Origin of the sequence: Rathayibacter sp. AY1H2 (assembly GCF_002931985.1) — a bacterium.
Classification (GTDB): Bacteria; Actinomycetota; Actinomycetes; order Actinomycetales; family Microbacteriaceae; genus Rathayibacter.
Window position 1 is genome coordinate 1 of the sequence record NZ_PSUV01000024.1, and the last position, 20,231, is coordinate 20,231.

The following is a 20,231-nucleotide window of genomic DNA, read 5'->3' on the forward strand; positions in this document are numbered from 1 at the left end:
GTGGCCAGGGGCGTCGGGTCGGTCACGGAGTCCTCCGGTCGGGGCGGCGGAGTCCATGGTCGCGAATCTAGCCCGGACGGCCGACACGGAGGGGCCCGCCGCACCGCTCGCCGGCGCGAGTCGACCCCGCCGGCGGCGCCCGTGTAACGATCTGGTGAACCGTGCGCGACCCGGCGGAGTGGCGGCTCCGGCGCTCGGATACTCTCTCCCCTGGCGGGACCCGAGCCGCCGCAGGGAGAGTGGTGGCGTGCCCAGGGACAGGACCGGCGCCGTCGTGCGGGCTCCCCGTCACAGTGCCGTCCCGCTCCCGCCCGCGGTCTCCCGCGCAGCCGCCTCGAGCGGCGTCCTCGCCGAGACCGGCCCCGTCGAGCCGACCGCCGTCGCACCCTCGCGCCGCCGGCCGATGGGCGACTCCGGCCACGACCTCTTCCCCTTCGTGCTCGACGCGGCGGCCCTCGGCCGCGACGACGGTGCCGCGCTGCTCGAGCGCTACGCGGCGTGGGGCGGCAACGGCGTCGTCGTCACCGACTCGAGCCTCGCGGAGGGCGTCGGCGGCTGGCCCGCCGGACACCGCGACCGGGACCGCTTCCTCCTGATCGGCCGCTTCGCCGCTCCGGTCGGCGCGCCCGCGACGCCGCGTGCGCTGGTGGACCGTGTCGAGGGGGCGCTGCGCCGCCTCCGCACCGATCGCCTCGATGTGCTGGCGGTCCGCCCCGACGGGGCCGGACGCCTCGACGAGCTCCTCAGCGCTGTCGACGTGCTGCTGGCGCGCGGGCTGGTGCGGTCGGTGGTCGCCTCCGGGTTCTCCCCTGAGGAGCTGTTCGAGGCGCGCGTCCTGGCCGCCCACGGGCTGCCCCGCCTCGCCGGCGCGGAGGTCCGCTGGAACCTGCTCGAGCGGCCCGGCTCGGAGGGCGATCTCGGCCTCGTCGCCGCCGGCCAGGGACTCGCCCTGCTCGCGACCGTCCCCCTCGCCCACGGGTTCCTCCGCGGCGCCGAGCGCACCCGCCGCGAGCTCGGCCGCCTGCCCGACGGGGCACTCGCCGCCGCCCACCTCGGGCGCCGCGGACGCCGGGTCCTCGCCGTCCTCGACGCGATCGGTGCCGAGCTCTCGGCCGCTCCCGCCGCCGTCGCCCTGGCCTGGCTGCTCGGCCGGCCGCGGCTGACCGCCGCGACGGTCGCCCCGCGCTCACCCGCCGACGTGGACGCGCTGGTGCGCGCGGTCTCGCTCGAGCTCGACCCCGGACACCTGGCCGCGCTGGAGCGCGCGCGCCGCTGACCGCGCCCGTCCCCGACGCCCCCTGCACCTCTCCCGCCACGGCGCGACAGCCCGGCTCGGGCCGCCGTCGCGGTGGCCTAGGGTGGGCACGATGAATCACGGAGTCGCACTGCCCCTCGACCAGCCGGAGACGTCAGTCCGGGCCGCAGGCGGATCCACGGTCCGCCGCTCCGTCCTCCCGAGCGGTGTCCGCATCCTCAGCGAATCGGTGCCCGGCGCCCGCAGCGCCACGATCGGCTTCTGGGTCGCCGCGGGTTCTCGCGACGAGCGGCCCGGCCGCCCCGCGACCGCGGGCGAGCCCGCCGTGCCCTCCAACGTCGGCTCGACGCACTTCCTCGAGCACCTGCTGTTCAAGGGCACGCAGAAGCGGTCCGCCCTCGACATCGCCGTGTCCTTCGACTCCGTGGGCGGGGAGCACAACGCTCTCACCGCCAAGGAGTACACCTGCTACTACGCCAAGATCCAGGACCGCGACCTCCCGATGGCGGTCGAGGTGATCGCCGACATGGTGACCTCGAGCCTGATCGATCCGGACGAGTTCGAGACCGAGCGCGGGGTCATCCTCGAGGAGCTGGCGATGGCGGACGACGATCCGGCCGACGTGGCGGGCGAGAAGCTGTTCGAGGCCGTGTTCGGCGACCACCCGCTGGGCCGCCCGATCGGGGGCACCGCCGCGACCATCGGCGAGGCCACCCGGGACGCGGTCTGGGCTCACTACCGCGCCGCCTACCGCCCGCGAGACGTGGTGATCACCGTCGCCGGCGCCGTCGACCACGAGGCGCTCGTCGCGCTGCTCCAGCGGGTCCTCGTCGCCGACGGCTGGGACCTCGGCACGGCGGCCCCGCCCGTCGAGCGGCGCGTCGGCGGCCGTGCGTCCTACACCCGCGGCAGCGCCCTGTCGGTGGTGCACCGCCCCACCGAGCAGGCGAACCTGCTGGTCGGCTTCCCCGGTCTCGCCGCGGGCGACGAGCGGCGGATGACGATGGGCGTCCTCAACTCGATCCTCGGCGGCGGCATGTCCTCGCGGCTGTTCCAGGAGGTGCGCGAGAAGCGCGGCCTGGCCTACTCCGTCTACTCCTTCGCCCCGTCCTACTCGGACGCGGGCCTCTTCGGGCTCTACGCCGCGTGCACCCCGGCGAAGGCGGGGACGGTCGCCGAGCTCCTGCTCACCGAGTTCCACCGCCTCGCCGAGGACGGCGTCACCGACGACGAGCTCGCCCGCGCCCGCGGCCAGCTCTCGGGAGCGGCGGCGCTCGCGCTGGAGGACTCCGACACCCGGATGTCGCGCCTCGGACGCGCCGAGCTGACCTTCGGCGAGTTCGTCGACCTCGACGAGAGCCTGCGCCGACTCGCCCTCGTCGGCGCGGAGGACGTCCAGGCACTCGCGGCAGACTTGGCCCGGGGGCCGTCGTCGATCTCGGCCGTCGGCGCGGTCGACGAGTCGGCCTTCGCCGGGATCGCCGGGATCGAGAGCGCCTCCGCGATCTGATCCGATCGTCGAACGCCCGCTGACCGCGCACCGCCGCGCCGCACCAGGGAGGACCCCGTGTCCCACTACATCTACCTCGTCCGCCACGGCGAGCAGCAGGACGCCGAGCACGGCATGCCGGACGGCCCGCTCTCGGCCCGTGGTGAGCGCCAGGCGAGGCTCATCGCCGAGCGGCTCGGCGGAGTCCCCTTCACCGGAGCGTGGCACTCCCCGCTGCGCCGGGCCGAGGAGACGGCCGCACGCTTCCAGACGCTTCTGCCGAGCCTGCCGCTCCAGCCGTCCTCGCTGCTGTTCGACTGCATCCCCTCGGGGCCGACCCCGGACATGCCCAAGGCGTTCGAGCCCTTCTTCGGCAGCGTCACCGCGGCCGAGATCGAGGCGGGGCACGCGCAGATGCAGGACGCGGTGGCCGAGTTCCTGGCGCCGTCGCGCGAGGACCGCCACGACCTCCTCATCACCCATAACTTCGTGATCGGCTGGTTCGTCCGCCACGTGTTCGACGCTCCCGACTGGCGGTGGCTGGGCCTCAACCAGGCCAACTGCGGGCTGACGATCATCCGCGTCCGCTCCCGCAAGCCGCCGGTGCTCGTCGTGCACAACGACCTCTCGCACCTGCCCGTGGAGCTGCGCACCGGCCTGCCCGAGGCCCAGCCGTACTGAGCCGCGGGCTACGCTGAGTCGGTGACTACCTCCGTCGCCGTGGTCGGCGCGTCCGGCCGACTCGGCTCGTTCACCTGCTCGCTCATCGAGGCGTCGAGCGAGTTCTCGCTCGTCGCGCGGCTCGGCTCGCGGAGCGATCCCGCCGAGATGCTCGCGGCCGATGTCGTCGTCGACATGACCGTGCCGGCCGCCAGCCAGCAGATCGTCGACTTCGCCGTGGCCAACGGGAGGAAGGTGCTCGTCGGCACCTCCGGCTGGACCGGCGACCGGATCGCAGCCCTCCGGCGCAGCGTCGCCGAGCAGCCGGAGGCCGGCGTCGTGATCATCCCCAACTTCTCGCTGGGCTCGGTGCTCGCGACCGCGCTGGCCACCGTGGCCGCGCGCTTCTTCGACGCCGCCGAGATCGTCGAGACCCACGGCGCCCGCAAGGTCGACTCGCCCTCCGGGACCGCGGTCCGCACGGCCGAGCTGCTGCTGCGCGCCCGGGCCGAGCTCGGTCCGGTGCAGGCTCCGCACACCGACCAGCGGGCCCGCGGCCAGCAGGTCGCGAGCGTCCCGGTCCACAGCCTCCGCCTGCCCGGAGTGGAGGCGCGCCAGGAGGTCGTCTTCGGCGGCACCGGCGAGACGGTCACCATCCGGCACGACACCACCTCGCAGGCGTCCTACGAGCAGGGCGTCCTGCGCGCTCTCGACGCGGTCCGGACGACCACGGGCGTGGTGGTGGGCCTCGACGCGCTGATCGACCTGCGCGCCGCCTTCGACGCCGCGCCTCTCGCCGAGCGGCCGGTCGACGAGCAGCCCGTCATCGACCGGGCTCCGTCCGGCCAGGCCGCCGCAGCGACGAGCACCCCGTGAGGACCCGCGTCGGTGTCGTCCTGATGGCGGTCCTGCTCGCCCTCTACCTGTTCGTCTGCCTGCAGTACTCCGTCGTCGCCTTCGCCGCGGCGACGGTGCCCGGCATCGTGATGGGCGTCGGCCTGCTGATCCTCGGCGCCGTCGGCGTCTGGGGGCTCGTGCGCGAGCTGCTGTTCGGGCTCCGCGCCGAGAAGCTGGCCCGTCGGCTGGAGGGCGAGAACGCGCTGCCGCAGGAGGTCCTCGACTCGCGGGCCAGCGGGCGTCCGCTCCGGGAGGAGGCGGACGCGCTGTTCCCGCAGTACGCGGAGGAGGTCGACGCGCAGCCCGGGAGCTGGCGTGCCTGGTACCGCCTCGGCCTCGCCTACGACGCCAGTGGCGACCGCAAGCGCGCCCGAGGCGCCATCCGCCGGGCCATCGCGCTGGAGCACGAGGCTCCGGCCTGACCGCTCGGCCGCGACCCGAGCGCGGCTCTCCGGGCGAGGACCGCTCGGGCGGCCGGGATCAGGCGAGCACCCACTCCAGCGCCGCGCCGACCGTGCGGTGGCGGAACTCGAAGCCGTCGTCGAGCAGCCGCTGGGGGACCAGGCGCTGGCTCGAGAGCAGGAGCTCGTGCCCGGCGTCGCGCAGCGCGAGCTCGATGATCTTCTCGGGGACGGCCAGCTTGAACGGGCGGTGCAGCTGCTCGGCGAGGGTGCGCATCACGTCGTTCGCGGTCGCCGGCACCGGTCCGGCGAGGTTCACCGGGCCCGAGAGCGAGGACGTGAGCAGGTGGCGGATCGCCGCGGCCTCGTCGTAGAGGCTGATCCAGGGCCAGGCCTGGTTGCCGCTGCCGAGGGGTCCGCTGAGGCCGAGCTTCGTCAGGGGCAGGAGCGGCTTGAGCGCGCCGCCGTCGCCGAGGACGAGCCCGGTGCGAGCGGTGACCACCCGCGTGGCCTCGGGCGCGAGGTGAGCGGCCTTCTCCCAGCGGTCGACGACGTCGGCGAGGAACCCGTCGCCGCGCGAGGACTGCTCGGTGAGCTCCTCGCCCGGGCGGTCTCCGTAGTAGCCGACCGCGGAGGCGTTGATCAGCGTCGTCGGCGGGGTCGAGGACATCCGCATCGCGTCGGTGAGGGTCTGCGTGGACTGGATCCGCGAGTCGAGGATCTCCCGCTTGTAGGACGCGGTCCACGGCAGGCGGCTGATCGAGGCGCCGGAGAGGTTGATCACGGCGTCGACGCGGTCGAGCACGCTGAAGTCGAGCATGTGCGAGGTGGGCGCCCAGTGGAACTCGTCCGGGCTCGACGGCGCGTGGCGCACCAGGCGCAGGATCTCGTGCCCCTCGGCGCGCAGCTGGCGGGTCAGCTCGGAGCCGATCATCCCGCTGGCGCCCGAGATCAGGACGCGGAGCCGGGGAGCGGACGCGTCCGGCCGGGCCGAGGGCAGCTCGGACGGCGTCGACACGTGCTCGCCCGGCGTGCGCGCGGCGCGTCGCGGCGAGCCGGAGTCCGTGGTCCCGTCGTGGTCGGAGTGCCGTGCGGATGAGTCGCTCATGGTGCCTCCCGGAGCCGGTCGCGGGCCGCCCGCGAAGCGGACCCAGCCTAGAGCCTCACGCCCGGGAGCCGGCCGAGCGCCCGACCAGGCCGGCCCGCGCGAGCACGAGGTAGAGCTCGCAGCCCAGGCAGAGGCCGAACACGGCGTTGAGGAAGGCGGCGAGGAAGGCGACGGCCGCGGCGACCGGAACCGATCCCGGGACGCCGGCGACGTGCAGGAGGACGCCGGTGCCGGTCACCACCAGGCCGATCAGCTGGGCGAAGCGCGGCGGGCGGGCGTCCTCCCACTCGCGCGGCGGTGCCAGGTGCGGCCGGACCACCCGGCGGAACAGCACCGCCCAGGGGCCGGAGCCGACGCCGCGCGCGGCCGACCAGGCGAAGAGGGCGGCGAGCGCGAGCAGCAGGAGGAAGCCGGGCTGGGAGAGCCGGCCGTCGAGGTCGGCCCGGGCCGGGGCCGCGAGCCCGAGGCCCACGGCCGTGAGGAGGAGTGCGGCGGTGACTCCGGCGGCGACCCTCGGGCCGCGGGGATCGACTGTGCCGGACGGGGGAGTGGCGCCGGTGGTGGAGGGGGAGCGGGTGCTCATCATGTCTCCTGGAGTCGGTCGAGCTCGATGGTCAGGGCGGCCCGGGTCGGAGCGCCGCCGACGCGGCTGCGCGGCACTCCGTCTCGATCGAGCAGGAGGAGCGTGGGCGTCTGCCGGACGCGGAAGCGCGCCGCGAGGTCGGGGCGGTGCGTCAGATCGACGTCGAGGTGCGCCAGCCCGGGCCGCTGCTGGGCGAGCTCCCCGAGCATCCGTCGCACTGCAGGGCACCGCGTGCAGACGTCGGTCGAGAACTGCACGACTGTGGCCCGGGTCCCGAGCACTGCGCCGGGGACGAGCTCGCCGGGGTCGATCGCGGGGTCCTGGCGCGAGGGGGCGCTCGCGACGCGCCCGGAGCGGGCCCGATGGACAGCCCCGAGGACGACGCCCAGCACGACGAGGCCGAGCAGTGCGGCGAGGATCGTCACGGGCTCCATCCGGGAAGCGTAGGTCGGCGCGGGCGCTGCGCGGACGACTGTTTCGGGATGTGACGACGGCCGCGGTCGGAGCGTGGTCTAGGTTCGATCCGTGACCGAACAGAGCAGCCTCAGCGCAGACCCGAGTAGTCCCGTCTTCCGCAGTGATGTCGTCGTCGAGCTGGTCCGCGCGAGCGCCCACGACTCCGACGTGCTGTTCGCGGCCCGCGTCTCGACCCAGGGCGAGAAGACGCTCGCCGAGGCGCTCGACGGCGAGGAGTCCGACGCCGAGCTGCAGCGCAAGCGCGACCGCGGCCTGATCAACTACCTCATGCGCGACCGCCACGGCTCGCCGTTCGAGCACAACTCGATGACCTTCTACGTGCAGGCGCCGATCTTCGTCTTCCGCGAGTTCATGCGGCACCGCATCGCCTCCTACAACGAGGAGTCGGGCCGCTACCGCGAGCTCCGTCCGGTCTTCTACGTGCCCGGCCCCCGCCGCAACCTCGTGCAGGTCGGCAAGCCCGGCGCCTACTCCTTCGAGCCCGGCACCGCGGAGCAGGCCGAGCTCGTCGCCGAGGAGACGCGCCGCGTCAGCACGCAGGCCTACGAGTCGTACCGGCGGATGCTCGGCGAGGGCGTCGCCCGCGAGGTCGCCCGGATCGTCCTCCCGCTGAACATCTACTCGTCGATGTACGTCACGCTCAACGCCCGCTCGCTGATGAACTTCCTCTCCCTGCGCACCAAGCGCGAGGACTCGACGTTCCCCTCCTTCCCGCAGCGCGAGATCGAGATGGCGGCCGAGCAGATGGAGACGCACTTCCAGGAGCTGATGCCCCTCACGGCCGCCGCCTTCACAGCGAACGGCCGCGTCGCTCCGTAGCCCGCCGCCCGGCGAGGACGAGCGGGCCGTCCCGCCCGATCCGCCTGCTGCCGTCCGCGCGGGCGGCTCCGGGAACCTCCTCCCGGCGGCGCGGCGGCGACCCGCTACCCTGGCAGCGTGTCAACTCCGGAGAATCCCTTCGGCCAGGTCCTGGTCGCCCTGGTCACCCCGTTCACCGCCGACGGCGAGGTCGACTGGCCCGGTGTCGAGAAGCACATCGACGACTGCATCGCAGCGGGCGCGGACGGCATCGTGGTCACCGGGACCACGGGCGAGACCAGCACCCTGACCGACCCGGAGAAGATCCGCCTCGTCGAGGTCGGCCGCTCGGTCGCCGGGGGCCGCGCCAAGATCATCACGGGAGGCGGCTCGAACGAGACCGCCCACGCCATGCAGCTCGCCCGTCAGAGCGAGAAGGCCGGCGCCGACGGCAACATGATCGTCACCCCGTACTACAACAAGCCCACGCAGGCGGGCGTGCTCACCCACTTCCGGATGATCGCGGATGCGACGGACCTGCCGGTGATCCTCTACGACATCCCCGGCCGCACCGGCGTGCCGATCCGCTACGAGACGATCCTGCGGGCGGCCAAGCACCCGAACATCCTGGCCGTGAAGGACGCGAAGGGCGATCTCTCCGAGGTCAGCCGCGTGCTCAACCAGACCGACCTGATGTACTTCTGCGGCGACGACGCGAACGTGCTCCCCGAGCTCGCCATCGGCGCCACGGGGCTCATCGGCGTCACCGCGAACATCGCCGCCGCGCCGTACCGCACGATCGTCGACGCCGTGAACGCGGGCGACCTCCACGCGGCCACCCGCGCGCACCAGCAGCTCGAGCCGCTCGTGCGCGCCGTGATGACGCACGTCCCCGGGACCGTCGCCGCGAAGTACATCCTGCACGGCCTCGGCCGCATCTCCTCGCCGCGCGTGCGGCTGCCCCTGGTCGGCCCGGAGGAGTCGGAGGCGGCGCTCATCGAGGACGAGCTCGGCCTGGTCCGCGACATCCCGGGCGTCGACTTCCGCAACTTCCGGCCCGACCGCAACGCCGCGGCCGGCGGCGCCCTCCCGAAGGTCGCCGGCACCACCCGCTGAGCCCGAGCGGCACGTCCCGAGAAAGCACCGCTGGAGAAGGAGGGCGCATGCCCGGTCCCGTGATCATCCCCGCCCCGCTCGCTCCGGGAACGCTCCGGATCATCCCCCTCGGCGGCCTCGGCGAGATCGGCCGCAACATGACCGTCTTCGAGATCGACGGCAGGCTCCTGGTCGTCGACTGCGGCGTGCTCTTCCCGGAGGAGGACCAGCCGGGCGTCGACCTGATCCTCCCGGACTTCACGCCCATCCGGGACAGGCTCGACGACATCGTCGGAGTGGTCCTCACCCACGGCCACGAGGACCACATCGGCGCCGTCCCCTACCTGCTCCGCCTGAAGCGCGACATCCCGCTGATCGGGTCCACCCTCACGCTCGCCCTCGTCGAGGCGAAGCTCAAGGAGCACCGGATCACGCCGTACACGCTCACGGTGAAGGAGGGCGACGTCGAGAACCTCGGGCCCTTCGAGCTCGAGTTCGTCGCCGTGAACCACTCGATCCCGGACGCGCTGGCCGTGTCGATCGTCACCGACGCCGGCTCGGTGCTGCACACCGGCGACTTCAAGATGGACCAGCTGCCGCTCGACGGCCGGATCACCGACCTGCGCGCCTTCGCCCGCCTCGGCGAGGAGGGCGTCGATCTGTTCATGGTCGACTCCACCAACGCCGACGTCCCCGGCTTCACGCCGAGCGAGCGCGACATCGGCCCGGTCATCGAGAGCGTCATGGCCAGGGCGACCCGCCGCGTCATCGTCGCGAGCTTCTCCAGCCACGTGCACCGGGTGCAGCAGGTGCTCGACGCGGCCCACGCCACGGGCCGCCGCGTGGCGCTGCTCGGCCGCTCCATGGTCCGCAACATGCGCATCGCCGCGGATCTCGGCTACCTGCACGTCCCTCCGGGAGTCCTGGTCGACATGAAGAAGTCGGGCGATGTCCCCGAGGACAGGATCGTCTACATGTCCACCGGGTCGCAGGGCGAGCCGATGGCCGTCCTCAGCCGGATGGCCAACCTCGATCACCAGATCGAGCCGGGGGAGGGCGACACCGTGATCCTCGCCTCCAGCCTCATCCCCGGCAACGAGAACGCGGTGTACCGGGTCATCAACGGGCTCACCCGGCTCGGAGCGACCGTCGTGCACAAGGGCAACGCGAAGGTGCACGTGTCCGGGCACGCCGCGGCCGGCGAGCTCCTCTACTGCTACAACATCCTCAAGCCGCTGAACGTGATGCCGGTGCACGGCGAGTACCGGCACCTGGTCGCGAACGCGCAGCTCGCGCGCGAGACCGGGATCGCGGAGGAGAACACGATCATCGCCGAGGACGGCACCGTGATCGACCTGCTCGACGGCAGGGCGACCGTCGTCGGACGGCTCGACCTGGGGTTCGTCTACGTTGACGGATCGTCGGTGGGCGAGATCACGGACGCCGACCTCAAGGACCGGCGGATCCTCGGCGAGGAGGGCTTCATCTCGATCATCGTGGTGGTCGAGGCGGGCACGGGGCGGATCGTCGTCGGCCCCGAGATCCACGCGAAGGGCTTCGCGGAGGACGACAGCGTCTTCGACGAGGTCAAGCCGCGGATCGCGGCCGCGCTCGAGGAGGCGGTGCGGAACGGGGCGAGCGACCAGCACGCGCTGTCGCAGGCCGTCCGTCGCGTCGTCGGCCGCTGGGTCAACACCTCCTACCGCCGCCGGCCCATGATCGTGCCGCTCGTCATCGAGGCCTGAGCCTCCCGGCCGGCGGCGGATCGGCGCCGGCCGTCGCGGCGCGGGTCACCGGCCCTGACGGGGGCGGCGGGTACGGTGGCCTCATGGCGACCAGTACCAAGACGACCTCGCGCGGGCGCGGCAGCGCGACTCCGCGCTCCGGCGCGCCGCGATCCGGCCGGGGCTCGGGCAAGGCGGCCGCCGAGACGAAGGCGGTGGCCTTCGAGTCCGCCCCGCGCACCAACCCCGCCGTGCGGCTCTGGATGGCGCTGGCCCACCTCGCGGGCGGCGCCGCGCGCGCCCTCGGTCCCGAGCGGCTGGCGAAGGAGGAGCGCCGCGACGGCGTCCCCTTCCTGCTGCTGCTGCTGGCCGTCGCGGGCGCGGTCGTCGAGTGGTTCCTCGCGACCGACCCGGTCGCCCTGGTGCTCGACGCGTGGAGCTTCGGCGGCTTCTTCGGCCGGGTCGCCTACGTGCTGCCGGTCGTCCTTCTCCTCTTCTCCCTCTGGCTCTTCCGGCACCCCCGGTCCGTCGACGACAACGGGCGGATCGGCGTGGGCGTCATCACGCTGCTCGTCGCCTCCGCCGGCATCTGCCACGCGCACCTCGGCCTGCCGCAGCCCGGCCAGGGAATCGAGACCATGGCGGCAGCGGGAGGCGTCCTCGGCTGGCTGGTGGGCGCCCCGCTCGCGGCGATCGCCACCGTCCCCGGCGCGACCGTGCTGCTGTCGCTCGTGATCCTGCTGTCGCTGTTCATCATCACCAAGACCCCGCCGAACCGCATCGGCGCGCGCTCGCGGGAGCTCTACGGCTACCTCTTCGGCGCCCCCGTGCTCGACGACGAGGAGCGCGCCCGCCTCAAGGCCGAGCGGGCCGCCGCGAAGGCCGCGGCGAAGGCGGAGGCCGAGCAGGAGGAGGACGCGCAGCAGGACGGCGGAGAGCTGCCCTGGTGGCGGCGCACCGAGTCCGGGCGCGAGGACGAGCCGACCGTGCAGACCGAGCTCCCGATCGACTCCTTCACCGAGGTCATCGAGGGCGCCGCGCCGGCCCGCGGCCGCGCGAAGGGCTTCGACACCGCGCTCGAGGAGCGCGACGACGAGGCCCACCCGCCGACCCGCTCCTACGCCACCGAGGTGCTGGCCGAGGCCGAGACCGCCGAGGCGGCGCTCGCCCGCTTCGAGCAGACGGGCGCTCCCCGCGGCGCGACCGGCGTGGTCGACGACGACGCGACCGAGGTCATCCGGCTCGACCGCCTCGACGTGGCGCCCGCCGTCCCGATCCCGCCCGTCATCGAGACCGGCCCGATCGCGCCCCTCGCCGAGGAGGACCCGACCGCCGGTTTCGACTCCTCGTTCGAGGACGACGCGCCGTACCGCCTCCCTTCGGCGGCCGCCCTCTCGACGGGCACGCCCTCCAAGGCGCGCTCGGCGGCCAACGACGAGATGGTCCGCGCCATCACCGAGGTGCTGCAGCAGTTCAACGTGGACGCGACGGTCACCGGCTTCTCCCGCGGCCCGACCGTCACCCGCTACGAGATCGAGCTCGGCCCCGGCGTCAAGGTCGAGCGCGTCACCGCGCTCAGCAAGAACCTCTCCTACGCCGTCGCCAGCAACGAGGTCCGGATCCTCTCCCCGATCCCGGGCAAGAGCGCGATCGGCGTCGAGATCCCCAACACGGACCGCGAGATCGTCTCGCTGGGCGACGTCCTCCGCTCGCCGGCCTCGACGACGTCCACGCACCCGATGACCATCGGCGTCGGCAAGGACGTCGAGGGCGGCTACGTCGTGGCGAACCTCGCCAAGATGCCGCACCTCCTGGTCGCCGGCTCCACCGGCTCCGGCAAGTCCAGCTTCGTCAACTCGATGATCACGAGCCTGCTGATGCGCGCGCGCCCGCAGGACGTGCGGATGGTCCTGATCGACCCCAAGCGCGTGGAGCTCACCATCTACGGCGGAGTGCCGCACCTGATCACTCCGATCATCACGAACCCCAAGAAGGCCGCCGAGGCGCTGCAGTGGGTCGTGAAGGAGATGGACATGCGCTACGACGACCTGGCGTCGTTCGGGTTCCGTCACATCGACGACTTCAACGCGGCCGTCCGCGCGGACGAGATCAAGCTCCCCGCGGGCAGCAGCCGCGTCCTCAAGCCGTACCCGTACCTCCTCGTGGTGGTCGACGAGCTCGCCGACCTGATGATGGTCGCCCCGCGCGACGTCGAGGACTCGATCGTGCGCATCACCCAGCTCGCGCGCGCCTCGGGCATCCACCTCGTGCTGGCCACGCAGCGGCCGAGCGTCGACGTGGTGACCGGCCTCATCAAGGCGAACGTGCCCAGCCGCCTCGCCTTCGCGGTGACCAGCGTGACGGACTCGCGGGTCATCCTCGACCAGCCGGGAGCCGACAAGCTCATCGGGCAGGGCGACGGCCTCTTCCTCCCCATGGGCACCAACAAGCCGATGCGCGTCCAGGGCGCCTGGGTCCGCGAGGACGAGATCGCGAAGGTCGTCGAGCACGTCACCCGTCAGGCGCAGCCCGAGTACCGCCAGGACATCACCGTGCAGGCGCAGCGCAAGGAGATCGACTCCGACATCGGGGACGACCTCGAGCTGCTGGTCGCGGCGGCCGAGCTCGTCGTCAGCACGCAGTTCGGCTCGACCTCGATGCTGCAGCGCAAGCTCCGCGTCGGCTTCGCCAAGGCCGGCCGGCTGATGGACCTGCTCGAGTCGCGCGAGGTCGTCGGCCCCTCCGAGGGGTCGAAGGCCCGCGACGTGCTGGTCACCGCCGAGCAGCTGCCGGGCGTCCTCGCGCGGATGCGCGGCGAGGACCCGGGCGAGGCGCCGGCCGCGCCGTCCTCGGTCGCCCCGGACCCGTACGCGGATCCGCTGGCCGAGCCGACCGGGCCCGCCGCCACCGACTACCACGACGACGACGAGGGGTCCGGCGAGGACGCCTGGACGCTGACGGGACGCGAGTGACCGTCCCGGTCGCCCGCACTGCGAGGAACGGCGGAGCACGATGACGAACCCCACCGCACCGGCTCCGGCCGCGTCGGGCAACTGGAACCTGCCGAACGCGATCACGGTCGTCCGGATCCTGCTGGCGCCCGTCTTCTTCTGGCTCCTGCTGGCCGACGGGGGGCAGGACGGCGGGATCCGGATCGCCGCGGCGCTCCTCTTCATCGTCGCGATCGCCACGGACGGCATCGACGGGCACATCGCCCGGAGCCGGGGCCTCGTGACCGATCTCGGCAAGCTCCTGGATCCGATCGCCGACAAGGTGCTCACCGGCGCGGCGCTCGTCGGGCTCTCGATCCTCGCGGAGCTGCCGTGGTGGGTGACGATCGTCATCCTGGTGCGCGAGATCGGCATCACCGTGTTCCGGATGGCCGTGCTCTCGGACCGGGTGATCCCCGCGTCGCGGGGCGGCAAGCTCAAGACGATCGTGCAGTCGATCGCGATCTCCCTCGCTCTGCTGCCGCTCTGGGCCGTCCTCGGCGAGTGGGTCCACTGGCTGAACGGGATCACGATGACGGCCGCGGTGGTGCTCACGGTCGCCACCGGGATCGACTACCTCGCCGACGCCGCCCGCCAGAGCCGGGCCGCCCGGTCGACGCGGTGACGGCCGCGCAGCTGATCGCCGAGCTCCGGCGGCGGGGTGTCGACCTCGCCGTCGCGGAGTCGCTCACCGGCGGCGCGCTCAGCTCCGCCCTCGTGGAGGTGCCCGGCGCCTCCGCCGTGTACCGCGGGGGAGTGGTGAGCTATGCCACCGACCTCAAGGACCGGCTCCTCGGGGTCGACGCGCGCGTCCTCGGCGAGCGGGGGCCCGTCGATCCCGGAGTCGCCGTGCAGATGGCGCGCGGAGCGTCCTCGCGGCTCGCAGCCGACGGGCGTCCGACGCTCGGCCTGGCGACGACGGGGGTCGCCGGTCCGGATCCGCAGGGGGATGCGGCCGTCGGCACCGTCTTCGTGGCGGCCGTCCTCGGCGAGGACGAGCTCGTCCGTGAGCACCGGTTCGACGGCGACCGCGCCGCGATCCGCGCCGCCTCGGTCGACGCGGCTCTCGCCCTCGGCGCGGAGCTGATCTCCCGCGGCGCATGAGGCGGATACCCAGCGAGGGCCCTCCGGGAATCGGAATGCGCCGCATTGCGGCCCGGTTACAACTGGTGTCGCTCACACGCAAAGTCCAGTCATCCGGTATTAGAGTCGACACCATACGAACCGGGTAGTGAACAGCTATCCGGTTCTCTCGTCCCAGCCCCCCGATCACCCGCTCCGGAATCTCCGGCGCTCGTGCTCGCGGTGCAGGTGCACGACATGCGGTTGACGTGGAGAAGGAGGGTCCAGTGGTTCTAGTTCGTCAGGAGATCGGCGATGTCCTCAGGGACTTTCGCCTGCAGAAAGGTCGTACGCTCCGTCAGGTGGCGAGCAAGGCGAGCGTTGCGCTCGGCTACCTGAGCGAGGTCGAACGCGGTCAGAAGGAGGCCTCCTCGGAGATCCTCGCCTCTGTCGCCGACGCCCTCGACACCCCCATCTCGGTGATCATGCGCGAGGTCGGCGATCGTCTCGCCGTCATCGAGGGCATCGACACCATCCCCGACACCATCCCGGCCGACATGGTCGCCGGCTTCGACGCGGACCTCGTCACGCAGTAGTCGGCCCCCGTCCCCTCCACTCACCGCACCCGTTCCACGCGAAGGGCGCCCAGGCTCCGGCCGGGCGCCCTTCGGCGTTCCCGGGGGAGTGCGGCCTCCGGGCAGCGGCTACCGTGGACGCATGCGCTTGAGCGAGTTCCGGCAGCTGGTAGACGACGAGTTCGGCGGCGCCTATGCCCGTGTCCTGGTCTCGGACCTCGTGCTGACCGAGCTCGGGGGCCGCACCGCCGAGCGCGCCCTCGCGGACGGAGCGGAGCCGCGCGAGGTCTGGCTCGCCCTCTGCCGCGCCAACGACATCCCGGAGGCCCGGTGGCACGGCGTGGATCCGCGAAAGCGCCACCGCTGACGCTCCCGTCGCCGAAGCCGTGTTCGACACGCCGACGGCTCGTGCTCGAATCCGTGTTCGAACGGGACTAGGCTCCTCCACAGAAGCAGGAACGGCCCCGTCTCCACGGAGTCGCTCTCGCTCGGCCCCGATGTCGGTGGTCGGGCGTACCGTCGGAGACACCTGAACGGACCTGCTTCACCGCCTTGTCGCAGCCGGCCGGCACTGTCACTCCGACAGCCACCGGCATGTCGCGACAGCCTGTAGGCGACACCACCACGAACACGAGAGCGAGACGGCCATGCCCAGTTCCTCCGACCGCGAGAAGTCCCTCGAGACCGCACTCGCCCAGATCGACCGCCAGTTCGGCAAGGGCGCCGTCATGCGCCTCGGCAGCGACGACCGCGCTCCCGTCGAGGTGATCCAGACCGGTTCGATCGCGCTCGACGTCGCGCTCGGGATCGGCGGGCTCCCCCGCGGCCGCATCGTCGAGATCTACGGCCCCGAGTCCTCCGGAAAGACCACCCTCACGCTGCACGCGATCGCGAACGCGCAGCGCAACGGCGGCATCGCCGCCTTCATCGACGCGGAGCACGCGCTCGACCCCGAGTACGCCAAGAAGCTCGGCGTCGACATCGACTCCCTCCTCGTGTCGCAGCCCGACACCGGAGAGCAGGCGCTCGAGATCGCCGACATGCTCGTGCGCTCGGGCTCGATCGACCTCATCGTGATCGACTCCGTCGCGGCCCTCGTGCCGCGTGCCGAGATCGAGGGCGAGATGGGCGACTCCCACGTCGGCCTGCAGGCGCGCCTCATGTCCCAGGCGCTGCGCAAGCTGACCGGCGGACTGAACACCACGAACACCACGATGATCTTCATCAACCAGCTGCGCGAGAAGATCGGCGTCTTCTTCGGAAGTCCCGAGACCACGGCGGGCGGCAAGGCGCTCAAGTTCTACGCGTCGGTCCGCCTCGACATCCGCCGCATCGAGACGCTGAAGGACGGCACCGACGCGGTCGGCAACCGCACCCGCGTCAAGGTCGTGAAGAACAAGATGGCCCCGCCCTTCAAGCAGGCCGAGTTCGACATCCTCTACGGCGTCGGCATCTCCCGCGAGGGCAGCCTGATCGACTTCGGTGTCGAGCACGAGATCGTCCGCAAGTCGGGCGCCTGGTACACCTACGACGGCGACCAGCTCGGCCAGGGCAAGGAGAAGGCGCGCCAGTTCCTCATCGACAACGCCGATGTGGCCGCTGAGATCGAGAAGCGCATCCTGGTGAAGCTCGGCGTGATCGTCGACCCGAACGCGGCCGTCGAGGCCGCGCCGGTCGCGATCGAGACCAAGCAGCCCGTGCGCAAGGGCGCCTAGCCCGTGGCGGAGAAGGCCGCGGAGGGGGCGGAGGGCCGCCCCGTGGCCTTCCTGCCCTGGGTCGACCGGGGTGCGGCGGGCGACGAGGGCTGGGCTCCGGCGGCGCCGGCCGCCGACGGGGCCGGGTCGCTTCCGGATCCGTCCGGAGCCGGGACGCCGCGTACCAGTGCTCCCGGGGCGGCCGCAGGCGAGTCGGGAGGCTCCTCCGTCGGCGGCGCCGCGTCTCCGGCCTCCGAGCGGATCGCCGAGCTCTCGGCTCATGTCGCCCGGCGCGCGCCGGCGTTCGTCGAGAACGCGGACGACGAGGACGACGACGACGCGATCGAGATCCCGGAGGAGATCGATCCCGAGCAGGTCGCGGATCGGATCGTACGGGGGCTCTCCCGCAAGAGCCTCTCGGTCGCCGAGGTCGAGGCGCGCCTCTACACGGAGGGCGTCGCCGAGAAGGACGCCCTCGAGATCCTCGAGCGCTTCACGCGCTTCGGCTACCTCGACGACCTCCGCATGGCGGAGCAGCTGGTCGTCTCGCTCCGCGACCGCAAGAAGCTCGGCCGCTCCTCCATCCAGCAGGAGCTGCGCGCGCGGAAGATCGACCCCGAGGCGATCGCGTCAGCGCTCGACGAGCTGGACGGCGACGACGAGTACCGCACGGCGCTCGAGCTCGCGCGCAAGCGCCTGCCGAGCCTGCGCTCGCTCTCCGACGAGGTCGCCGAGCGCCGACTCACGGGATTCCTCGCGCGCCGCGGCTACGCCGGCGGACTCGTGCAGCGCGTCGTCCGCGAGACGATCCGGAAGCCGGGGTCGAGCGTCCGCTTCCGCTGACACGGCGGCCCGGGAGCGGTCCGACCGGAGCGTAGAATCCCACACCATGAGCACGCTCGGTACCGCCCCGTCCCCCGTCGCCGAGACCCGGCCGAGGACCTACGAGGTCCGTACGTTCGGATGCCAGATGAACGTGCACGACTCCGAGCGGCTGAGCGGTTCGCTCGAGGCGGCGGGCTACGTGTCCGCCGATGGAGCCGAGGCCGACGTCGTCGTGATCAACACCTGCGCGGTGCGCGAGAACGCCGACAACAAGCTCTACGGCAACCTCGGCCACCTCGCGTCGGTGAAGCGCCGACACGAGGGGATGCAGATCGCGGTCGGCGGCTGTCTCGCGCAGAAGGACAAGAACGTCATCCTCGACCGTGCCCCGTGGGTCGACGTGGTCTTCGGCACGCACAACATGGGCGCCCTCCCGAGCCTGCTCGAGCGCGCCCGCCACAACGACGAGGCGCAGCTCGAGATCCTCGAATCGCTCGATGTCTTCCCCTCCACGCTCCCCACGAAGCGCGACTCGACCTACAGCGGCTGGGTCTCGATCTCGGTCGGCTGCAACAACACCTGCACGTTCTGCATCGTCCCCTCGCTCCGCGGCAAGGAGAAGGACCGGCGTCCCGGCGACGTGCTCGCCGAGATCCAGGCGCTCGTGGACGACGGCGCGATCGAGGTCACCCTTCTCGGCCAGAACGTGAACTCCTACGGCGTCGAGTTCGGCGACCGCCAGGCGTTCTCGAAGCTGCTCCGCGCGGCGGGCACCATCGACGGGCTCGAGCGGATCCGCTTCACGAGCCCCCATCCCGCGGCCTTCACCGACGACGTGATCGACGCCATGGCCGAGACGCCGGCGGTGATGCCGCAGCTGCACATGCCGCTCCAGTCCGGCTCCGACCGCGTCCTCAAGGCGATGCGCCGCTCCTACCGCTCCGAGAAGTTCCTCGGGATCCTCGACCGGGTGCGCGATCGCATCCCGCACGCGGCGATCAGCACCGACATCATCGTGGGCTTCCCCGGCGAGACGGAGGCCGACTTCCAGGAGACCCTGCGGGTGGTCGAGGCGGCCCGCTTCGCCTCCGCCTTCACCTTCCAGTACTCCATCCGGCCCGGCACCCCGGCCGCGACGCTGCCCGACCAGATCCCCAAGGCGGTCGTCCAGGAGCGCTACGAGCGGCTCGTCGCCCTGCAGGACGCGATCAGCGAGCAGGAGAACCGCACGGTCGTCGGCCGAGAGGTCGAGGTCCTCGTCGCGACCGGCGAGGGCCGCCGCGACACGGAGACGCACCGGCTGAGCGGACGCGCCGAGGACAGCCGTCTGGTGCACTTCGACGTGCCCGAGGGCTCCGAGCAGCCGCGTCCCGGAGACCTTGTCTCCGTCCGGGTCACCCGTGCCGCCCCCTTCTACCTCCTGGCGGATTCGCCCGACGGCGCGCCGCTCCGCATCCGCCGCACCCGCGCGGGCGACGCCTGGGACCGGGCGCAGACCGAGTCCTGCGGAGTTCCGGCCGCCCCGGGCGGGAGCGGGGCGCCCCGGGTCTCGCTGGGCCTGCCGTCGCTGCGCGTGCGCGACGCCGGCACGCTGACGACGCCGATCTACGACGCCCTCGATGGCGAGCGCTGAGACCGGAGCCCCCGATACCGCGCCGGAGCTCATCGCGGTCGTCGGCGCGACCGGCACGGGCAAGTCCGACCTCTCGCTCGAGCTCGCCGAGGCGATCCGGCAGGACGGCGGCGCCGCTGAGATCGTGAACGCCGACGCGATGCAGCTCTACCGCGGGATGGACATCGGCACCGCGAAGCTGCCCGCCGACGAGCGTCGGGGCGTCCCGCACCACCTGCTCGACGTCCTCGACGTGACGGAGGAGGCGTCGGTCGCCCGCTACCAGAGCGAGGCGCGGCGCGTGATCGAGAGCGTGCTGGCGCGCGGGGCGACGCCGATCCTCGTCGGGGGCTCCGGTCTGTACGTCTCCAGCGTCGTCTTCGAGTTCTCGTTCGCGGGCACCGACCCGGCCGTCCGGCGCCGGCTCGAGGAGACCGCCGAGCGGGAGGGCCTGGGCGCCCTCGTCGAGCGGTTGCGCCGGATCGACGCCGGAGTGGCCGAGCGGATCGGTCCGCACAACGCCCGGCGCATCGTCCGCGCGCTCGAGATCGCGGAGCTCACCGGCGGGAGCACGCACAGCGCGCTGATGTCCGACGAGCCGGTTCGGTGGCGCCCCGCCTCGATCCTGTTCCTCGAGGCTCCGCGGGAGGAGCTGGTGCAGCGCCTCGACCGGCGGGTGGAGCGGATGTGGGCGACCGGGATGCTCGACGAGGTCGAGCGGCTCGTCCCCTTCGGCCTGGAGCGCGGCGTCACAGCCGGGCGGGCCATCGGGTACGCCCAGGCGCTCGCCCAGCGTGCCGGCGTCCTCCGCGAGGAGGAGGCGATCGCGGCGACGCAGGCGCTCACGCGCCGCTACGCACGTCGGCAGAACAGCTGGTTCCGGCGCTACGCCGGCGCCCACCGGCTCCCGTACGACGCGCCGGACCTGGTGTCGCGGGCGCACGCCGCCGCCCAGGCCGCCGCTCCCGCTCCTCGCTAGGCTGTGC

General features: G+C 72.7%; 20 protein-coding genes. 17 read left to right on the forward strand and 3 right to left on the reverse strand.

What is annotated here, in order from left to right; genetic code table 11:
• Positions 1–247 precede the first annotated feature (247 nt).
• From C5C29_RS14715 to C5C29_RS14735, 5 genes are all read left to right on the forward strand, one after another.
• Positions 248–1,276: an aldo/keto reductase gene (locus C5C29_RS14715; protein ID WP_181065686.1), complete on the forward strand. Its 1,029-nt coding sequence runs from the start codon at positions 248–250 to the stop codon at positions 1,274–1,276.
• Between the two features lie 91 nt (positions 1,277–1,367).
• On the forward strand, positions 1,368–2,765 hold the full coding sequence (locus C5C29_RS14720; protein ID WP_104224504.1) for a pitrilysin family protein: 1,398 nt from the start codon (positions 1,368–1,370) through the stop codon (positions 2,763–2,765).
• 57 nt (positions 2,766–2,822) lie between these two features.
• Positions 2,823–3,425, forward strand: coding sequence for a histidine phosphatase family protein (locus C5C29_RS14725; RefSeq protein ID WP_104224462.1), 603 nt, complete (start codon positions 2,823–2,825; stop codon positions 3,423–3,425).
• 21 nt (positions 3,426–3,446) lie between these two features.
• Positions 3,447–4,280, forward strand: a complete 834-nt coding sequence (gene dapB / locus C5C29_RS14730) for a 4-hydroxy-tetrahydrodipicolinate reductase (RefSeq protein WP_104308513.1) — start codon at positions 3,447–3,449, stop codon at positions 4,278–4,280.
• Positions 4,277–4,723 carry a tetratricopeptide repeat protein gene (locus tag C5C29_RS14735; protein ID WP_104233263.1) on the forward strand — a complete coding sequence of 149 codons (447 nt, stop codon included), beginning with the start codon at positions 4,277–4,279 and terminating at the stop codon, positions 4,721–4,723. The genes dapB and C5C29_RS14735 overlap by 4 nt, the downstream gene beginning before the upstream one ends.
• A gap of 58 nt (positions 4,724–4,781) precedes the next feature.
• Here C5C29_RS14735 and C5C29_RS14740 read toward each other — a convergent pair whose 3' ends face one another.
• From C5C29_RS14740 to C5C29_RS14750, 3 genes are read right to left on the reverse strand one after another with little or no spacing between them, the layout of a single operon-like run.
• Positions 4,782–5,810 (reverse strand): TIGR01777 family oxidoreductase, encoded by a 1,029-nt coding sequence (locus C5C29_RS14740; RefSeq protein WP_104238626.1) that lies wholly within the window; start codon positions 5,808–5,810, stop codon positions 4,782–4,784.
• A 55-nt stretch (positions 5,811–5,865) separates the two neighbouring features.
• On the reverse strand, positions 5,866–6,393 hold the full coding sequence (locus C5C29_RS14745; RefSeq protein ID WP_104224466.1) for a DUF4395 domain-containing protein: 528 nt from the start codon (positions 6,391–6,393) through the stop codon (positions 5,866–5,868).
• Positions 6,393–6,827 (reverse strand): thioredoxin family protein, encoded by a 435-nt coding sequence (locus C5C29_RS14750; protein WP_104233266.1) that lies wholly within the window; start codon positions 6,825–6,827, stop codon positions 6,393–6,395. Before C5C29_RS14750 ends, C5C29_RS14745 begins: the two co-directional genes overlap by 1 nt.
• 91 nt (positions 6,828–6,918) lie before the next feature.
• Here C5C29_RS14750 and thyX point away from each other — a divergent pair, with 91 nt between their 5' ends.
• From thyX to miaA, 12 genes are all read left to right on the forward strand, one after another.
• Positions 6,919–7,689: an FAD-dependent thymidylate synthase gene (thyX, locus tag C5C29_RS14755; RefSeq protein ID WP_104226301.1), complete on the forward strand. Its 771-nt coding sequence runs from the start codon at positions 6,919–6,921 to the stop codon at positions 7,687–7,689.
• Positions 7,690–7,806: 117 nt separating this feature from the next.
• Positions 7,807–8,784 (forward strand): 4-hydroxy-tetrahydrodipicolinate synthase, encoded by a 978-nt coding sequence (gene dapA, locus C5C29_RS14760; RefSeq protein WP_104224469.1) that lies wholly within the window; start codon positions 7,807–7,809, stop codon positions 8,782–8,784.
• Positions 8,785–8,831: 47 nt separating this feature from the next.
• A complete protein-coding gene (locus tag C5C29_RS14765; RefSeq protein WP_104224470.1) occupies positions 8,832–10,508 on the forward strand; it encodes a ribonuclease J in 1,677 nt (558 codons plus the stop codon).
• Between the two features lie 83 nt (positions 10,509–10,591).
• Complete coding sequence (locus tag C5C29_RS14770; RefSeq protein ID WP_104308514.1) at positions 10,592–13,459, forward strand: DNA translocase FtsK; 2,868 nt, start codon at positions 10,592–10,594, stop codon at positions 13,457–13,459.
• 40 nt (positions 13,460–13,499) lie between these two features.
• Positions 13,500–14,102, forward strand: a complete 603-nt coding sequence (pgsA, locus tag C5C29_RS14775; RefSeq protein ID WP_104224472.1) for a CDP-diacylglycerol--glycerol-3-phosphate 3-phosphatidyltransferase — start codon at positions 13,500–13,502, stop codon at positions 14,100–14,102.
• Positions 14,099–14,581 carry a CinA family protein gene (locus C5C29_RS14780; protein WP_104224473.1) on the forward strand — a complete coding sequence of 161 codons (483 nt, stop codon included), beginning with the start codon at positions 14,099–14,101 and terminating at the stop codon, positions 14,579–14,581. The genes pgsA and C5C29_RS14780 overlap by 4 nt, the downstream gene beginning before the upstream one ends.
• Positions 14,582–14,826: 245 nt before the next feature.
• The gene (locus tag C5C29_RS14785) at positions 14,827–15,135 is read left to right on the forward strand and encodes a helix-turn-helix domain-containing protein (RefSeq protein ID WP_068207524.1); all 309 of its coding nucleotides are present in this window, start codon (positions 14,827–14,829) and stop codon (positions 15,133–15,135) included.
• 121 nt (positions 15,136–15,256) lie between these two features.
• Positions 15,257–15,481, forward strand: a complete 225-nt coding sequence (locus tag C5C29_RS14790) for a DUF3046 domain-containing protein (protein ID WP_104267091.1) — start codon at positions 15,257–15,259, stop codon at positions 15,479–15,481.
• 280 nt (positions 15,482–15,761) lie between these two features.
• Positions 15,762–16,829, forward strand: a complete 1,068-nt coding sequence (gene recA / locus C5C29_RS14795; RefSeq protein ID WP_104262713.1) for a recombinase RecA — start codon at positions 15,762–15,764, stop codon at positions 16,827–16,829.
• Positions 16,830–16,871: 42 nt separating this feature from the next.
• Positions 16,872–17,651 carry a regulatory protein RecX gene (locus C5C29_RS14800; protein ID WP_181128837.1) on the forward strand — a complete coding sequence of 260 codons (780 nt, stop codon included), beginning with the start codon at positions 16,872–16,874 and terminating at the stop codon, positions 17,649–17,651.
• Between the two features lie 46 nt (positions 17,652–17,697).
• Complete coding sequence (miaB, locus tag C5C29_RS14805; protein ID WP_104308516.1) at positions 17,698–19,266, forward strand: tRNA (N6-isopentenyl adenosine(37)-C2)-methylthiotransferase MiaB; 1,569 nt, start codon at positions 17,698–17,700, stop codon at positions 19,264–19,266.
• Complete coding sequence (gene miaA, locus C5C29_RS14810; protein ID WP_104262716.1) at positions 19,253–20,224, forward strand: tRNA (adenosine(37)-N6)-dimethylallyltransferase MiaA; 972 nt, start codon at positions 19,253–19,255, stop codon at positions 20,222–20,224. Before miaB ends, miaA begins: the two co-directional genes overlap by 14 nt.
• Positions 20,225–20,231: the final 7 nt, after the last annotated feature.

Coding starts and splice junctions, on each gene's coding strand:
- C5C29_RS14765 (WP_104224470.1), top strand. CDS start 8,832: ATGCCCGGTCCCGTGATCATCCCCGCCCCGCTCGCTCCGGGAACGCTC.
- miaB (WP_104308516.1), top strand. CDS start 17,698: ATGAGCACGCTCGGTACCGCCCCGTCCCCCGTCGCCGAGACCCGGCCG.
- C5C29_RS14790 (WP_104267091.1), top strand. CDS start 15,257: ATGCGCTTGAGCGAGTTCCGGCAGCTGGTAGACGACGAGTTCGGCGGC.
- C5C29_RS14770 (WP_104308514.1), top strand. CDS start 10,592: ATGGCGACCAGTACCAAGACGACCTCGCGCGGGCGCGGCAGCGCGACT.
- miaA (WP_104262716.1), top strand. CDS start 19,253: ATGGCGAGCGCTGAGACCGGAGCCCCCGATACCGCGCCGGAGCTCATC.
- C5C29_RS14745 (WP_104224466.1), bottom strand. CDS start 6,393: ATGAGCACCCGCTCCCCCTCCACCACCGGCGCCACTCCCCCGTCCGGC.
- pgsA (WP_104224472.1), top strand. CDS start 13,500: ATGACGAACCCCACCGCACCGGCTCCGGCCGCGTCGGGCAACTGGAAC.
- C5C29_RS14750 (WP_104233266.1), bottom strand. CDS start 6,827: ATGGAGCCCGTGACGATCCTCGCCGCACTGCTCGGCCTCGTCGTGCTG.
- C5C29_RS14720 (WP_104224504.1), top strand. CDS start 1,368: ATGAATCACGGAGTCGCACTGCCCCTCGACCAGCCGGAGACGTCAGTC.
- recA (WP_104262713.1), top strand. CDS start 15,762: ATGCCCAGTTCCTCCGACCGCGAGAAGTCCCTCGAGACCGCACTCGCC.
- C5C29_RS14740 (WP_104238626.1), bottom strand. CDS start 5,810: ATGAGCGACTCATCCGCACGGCACTCCGACCACGACGGGACCACGGAC.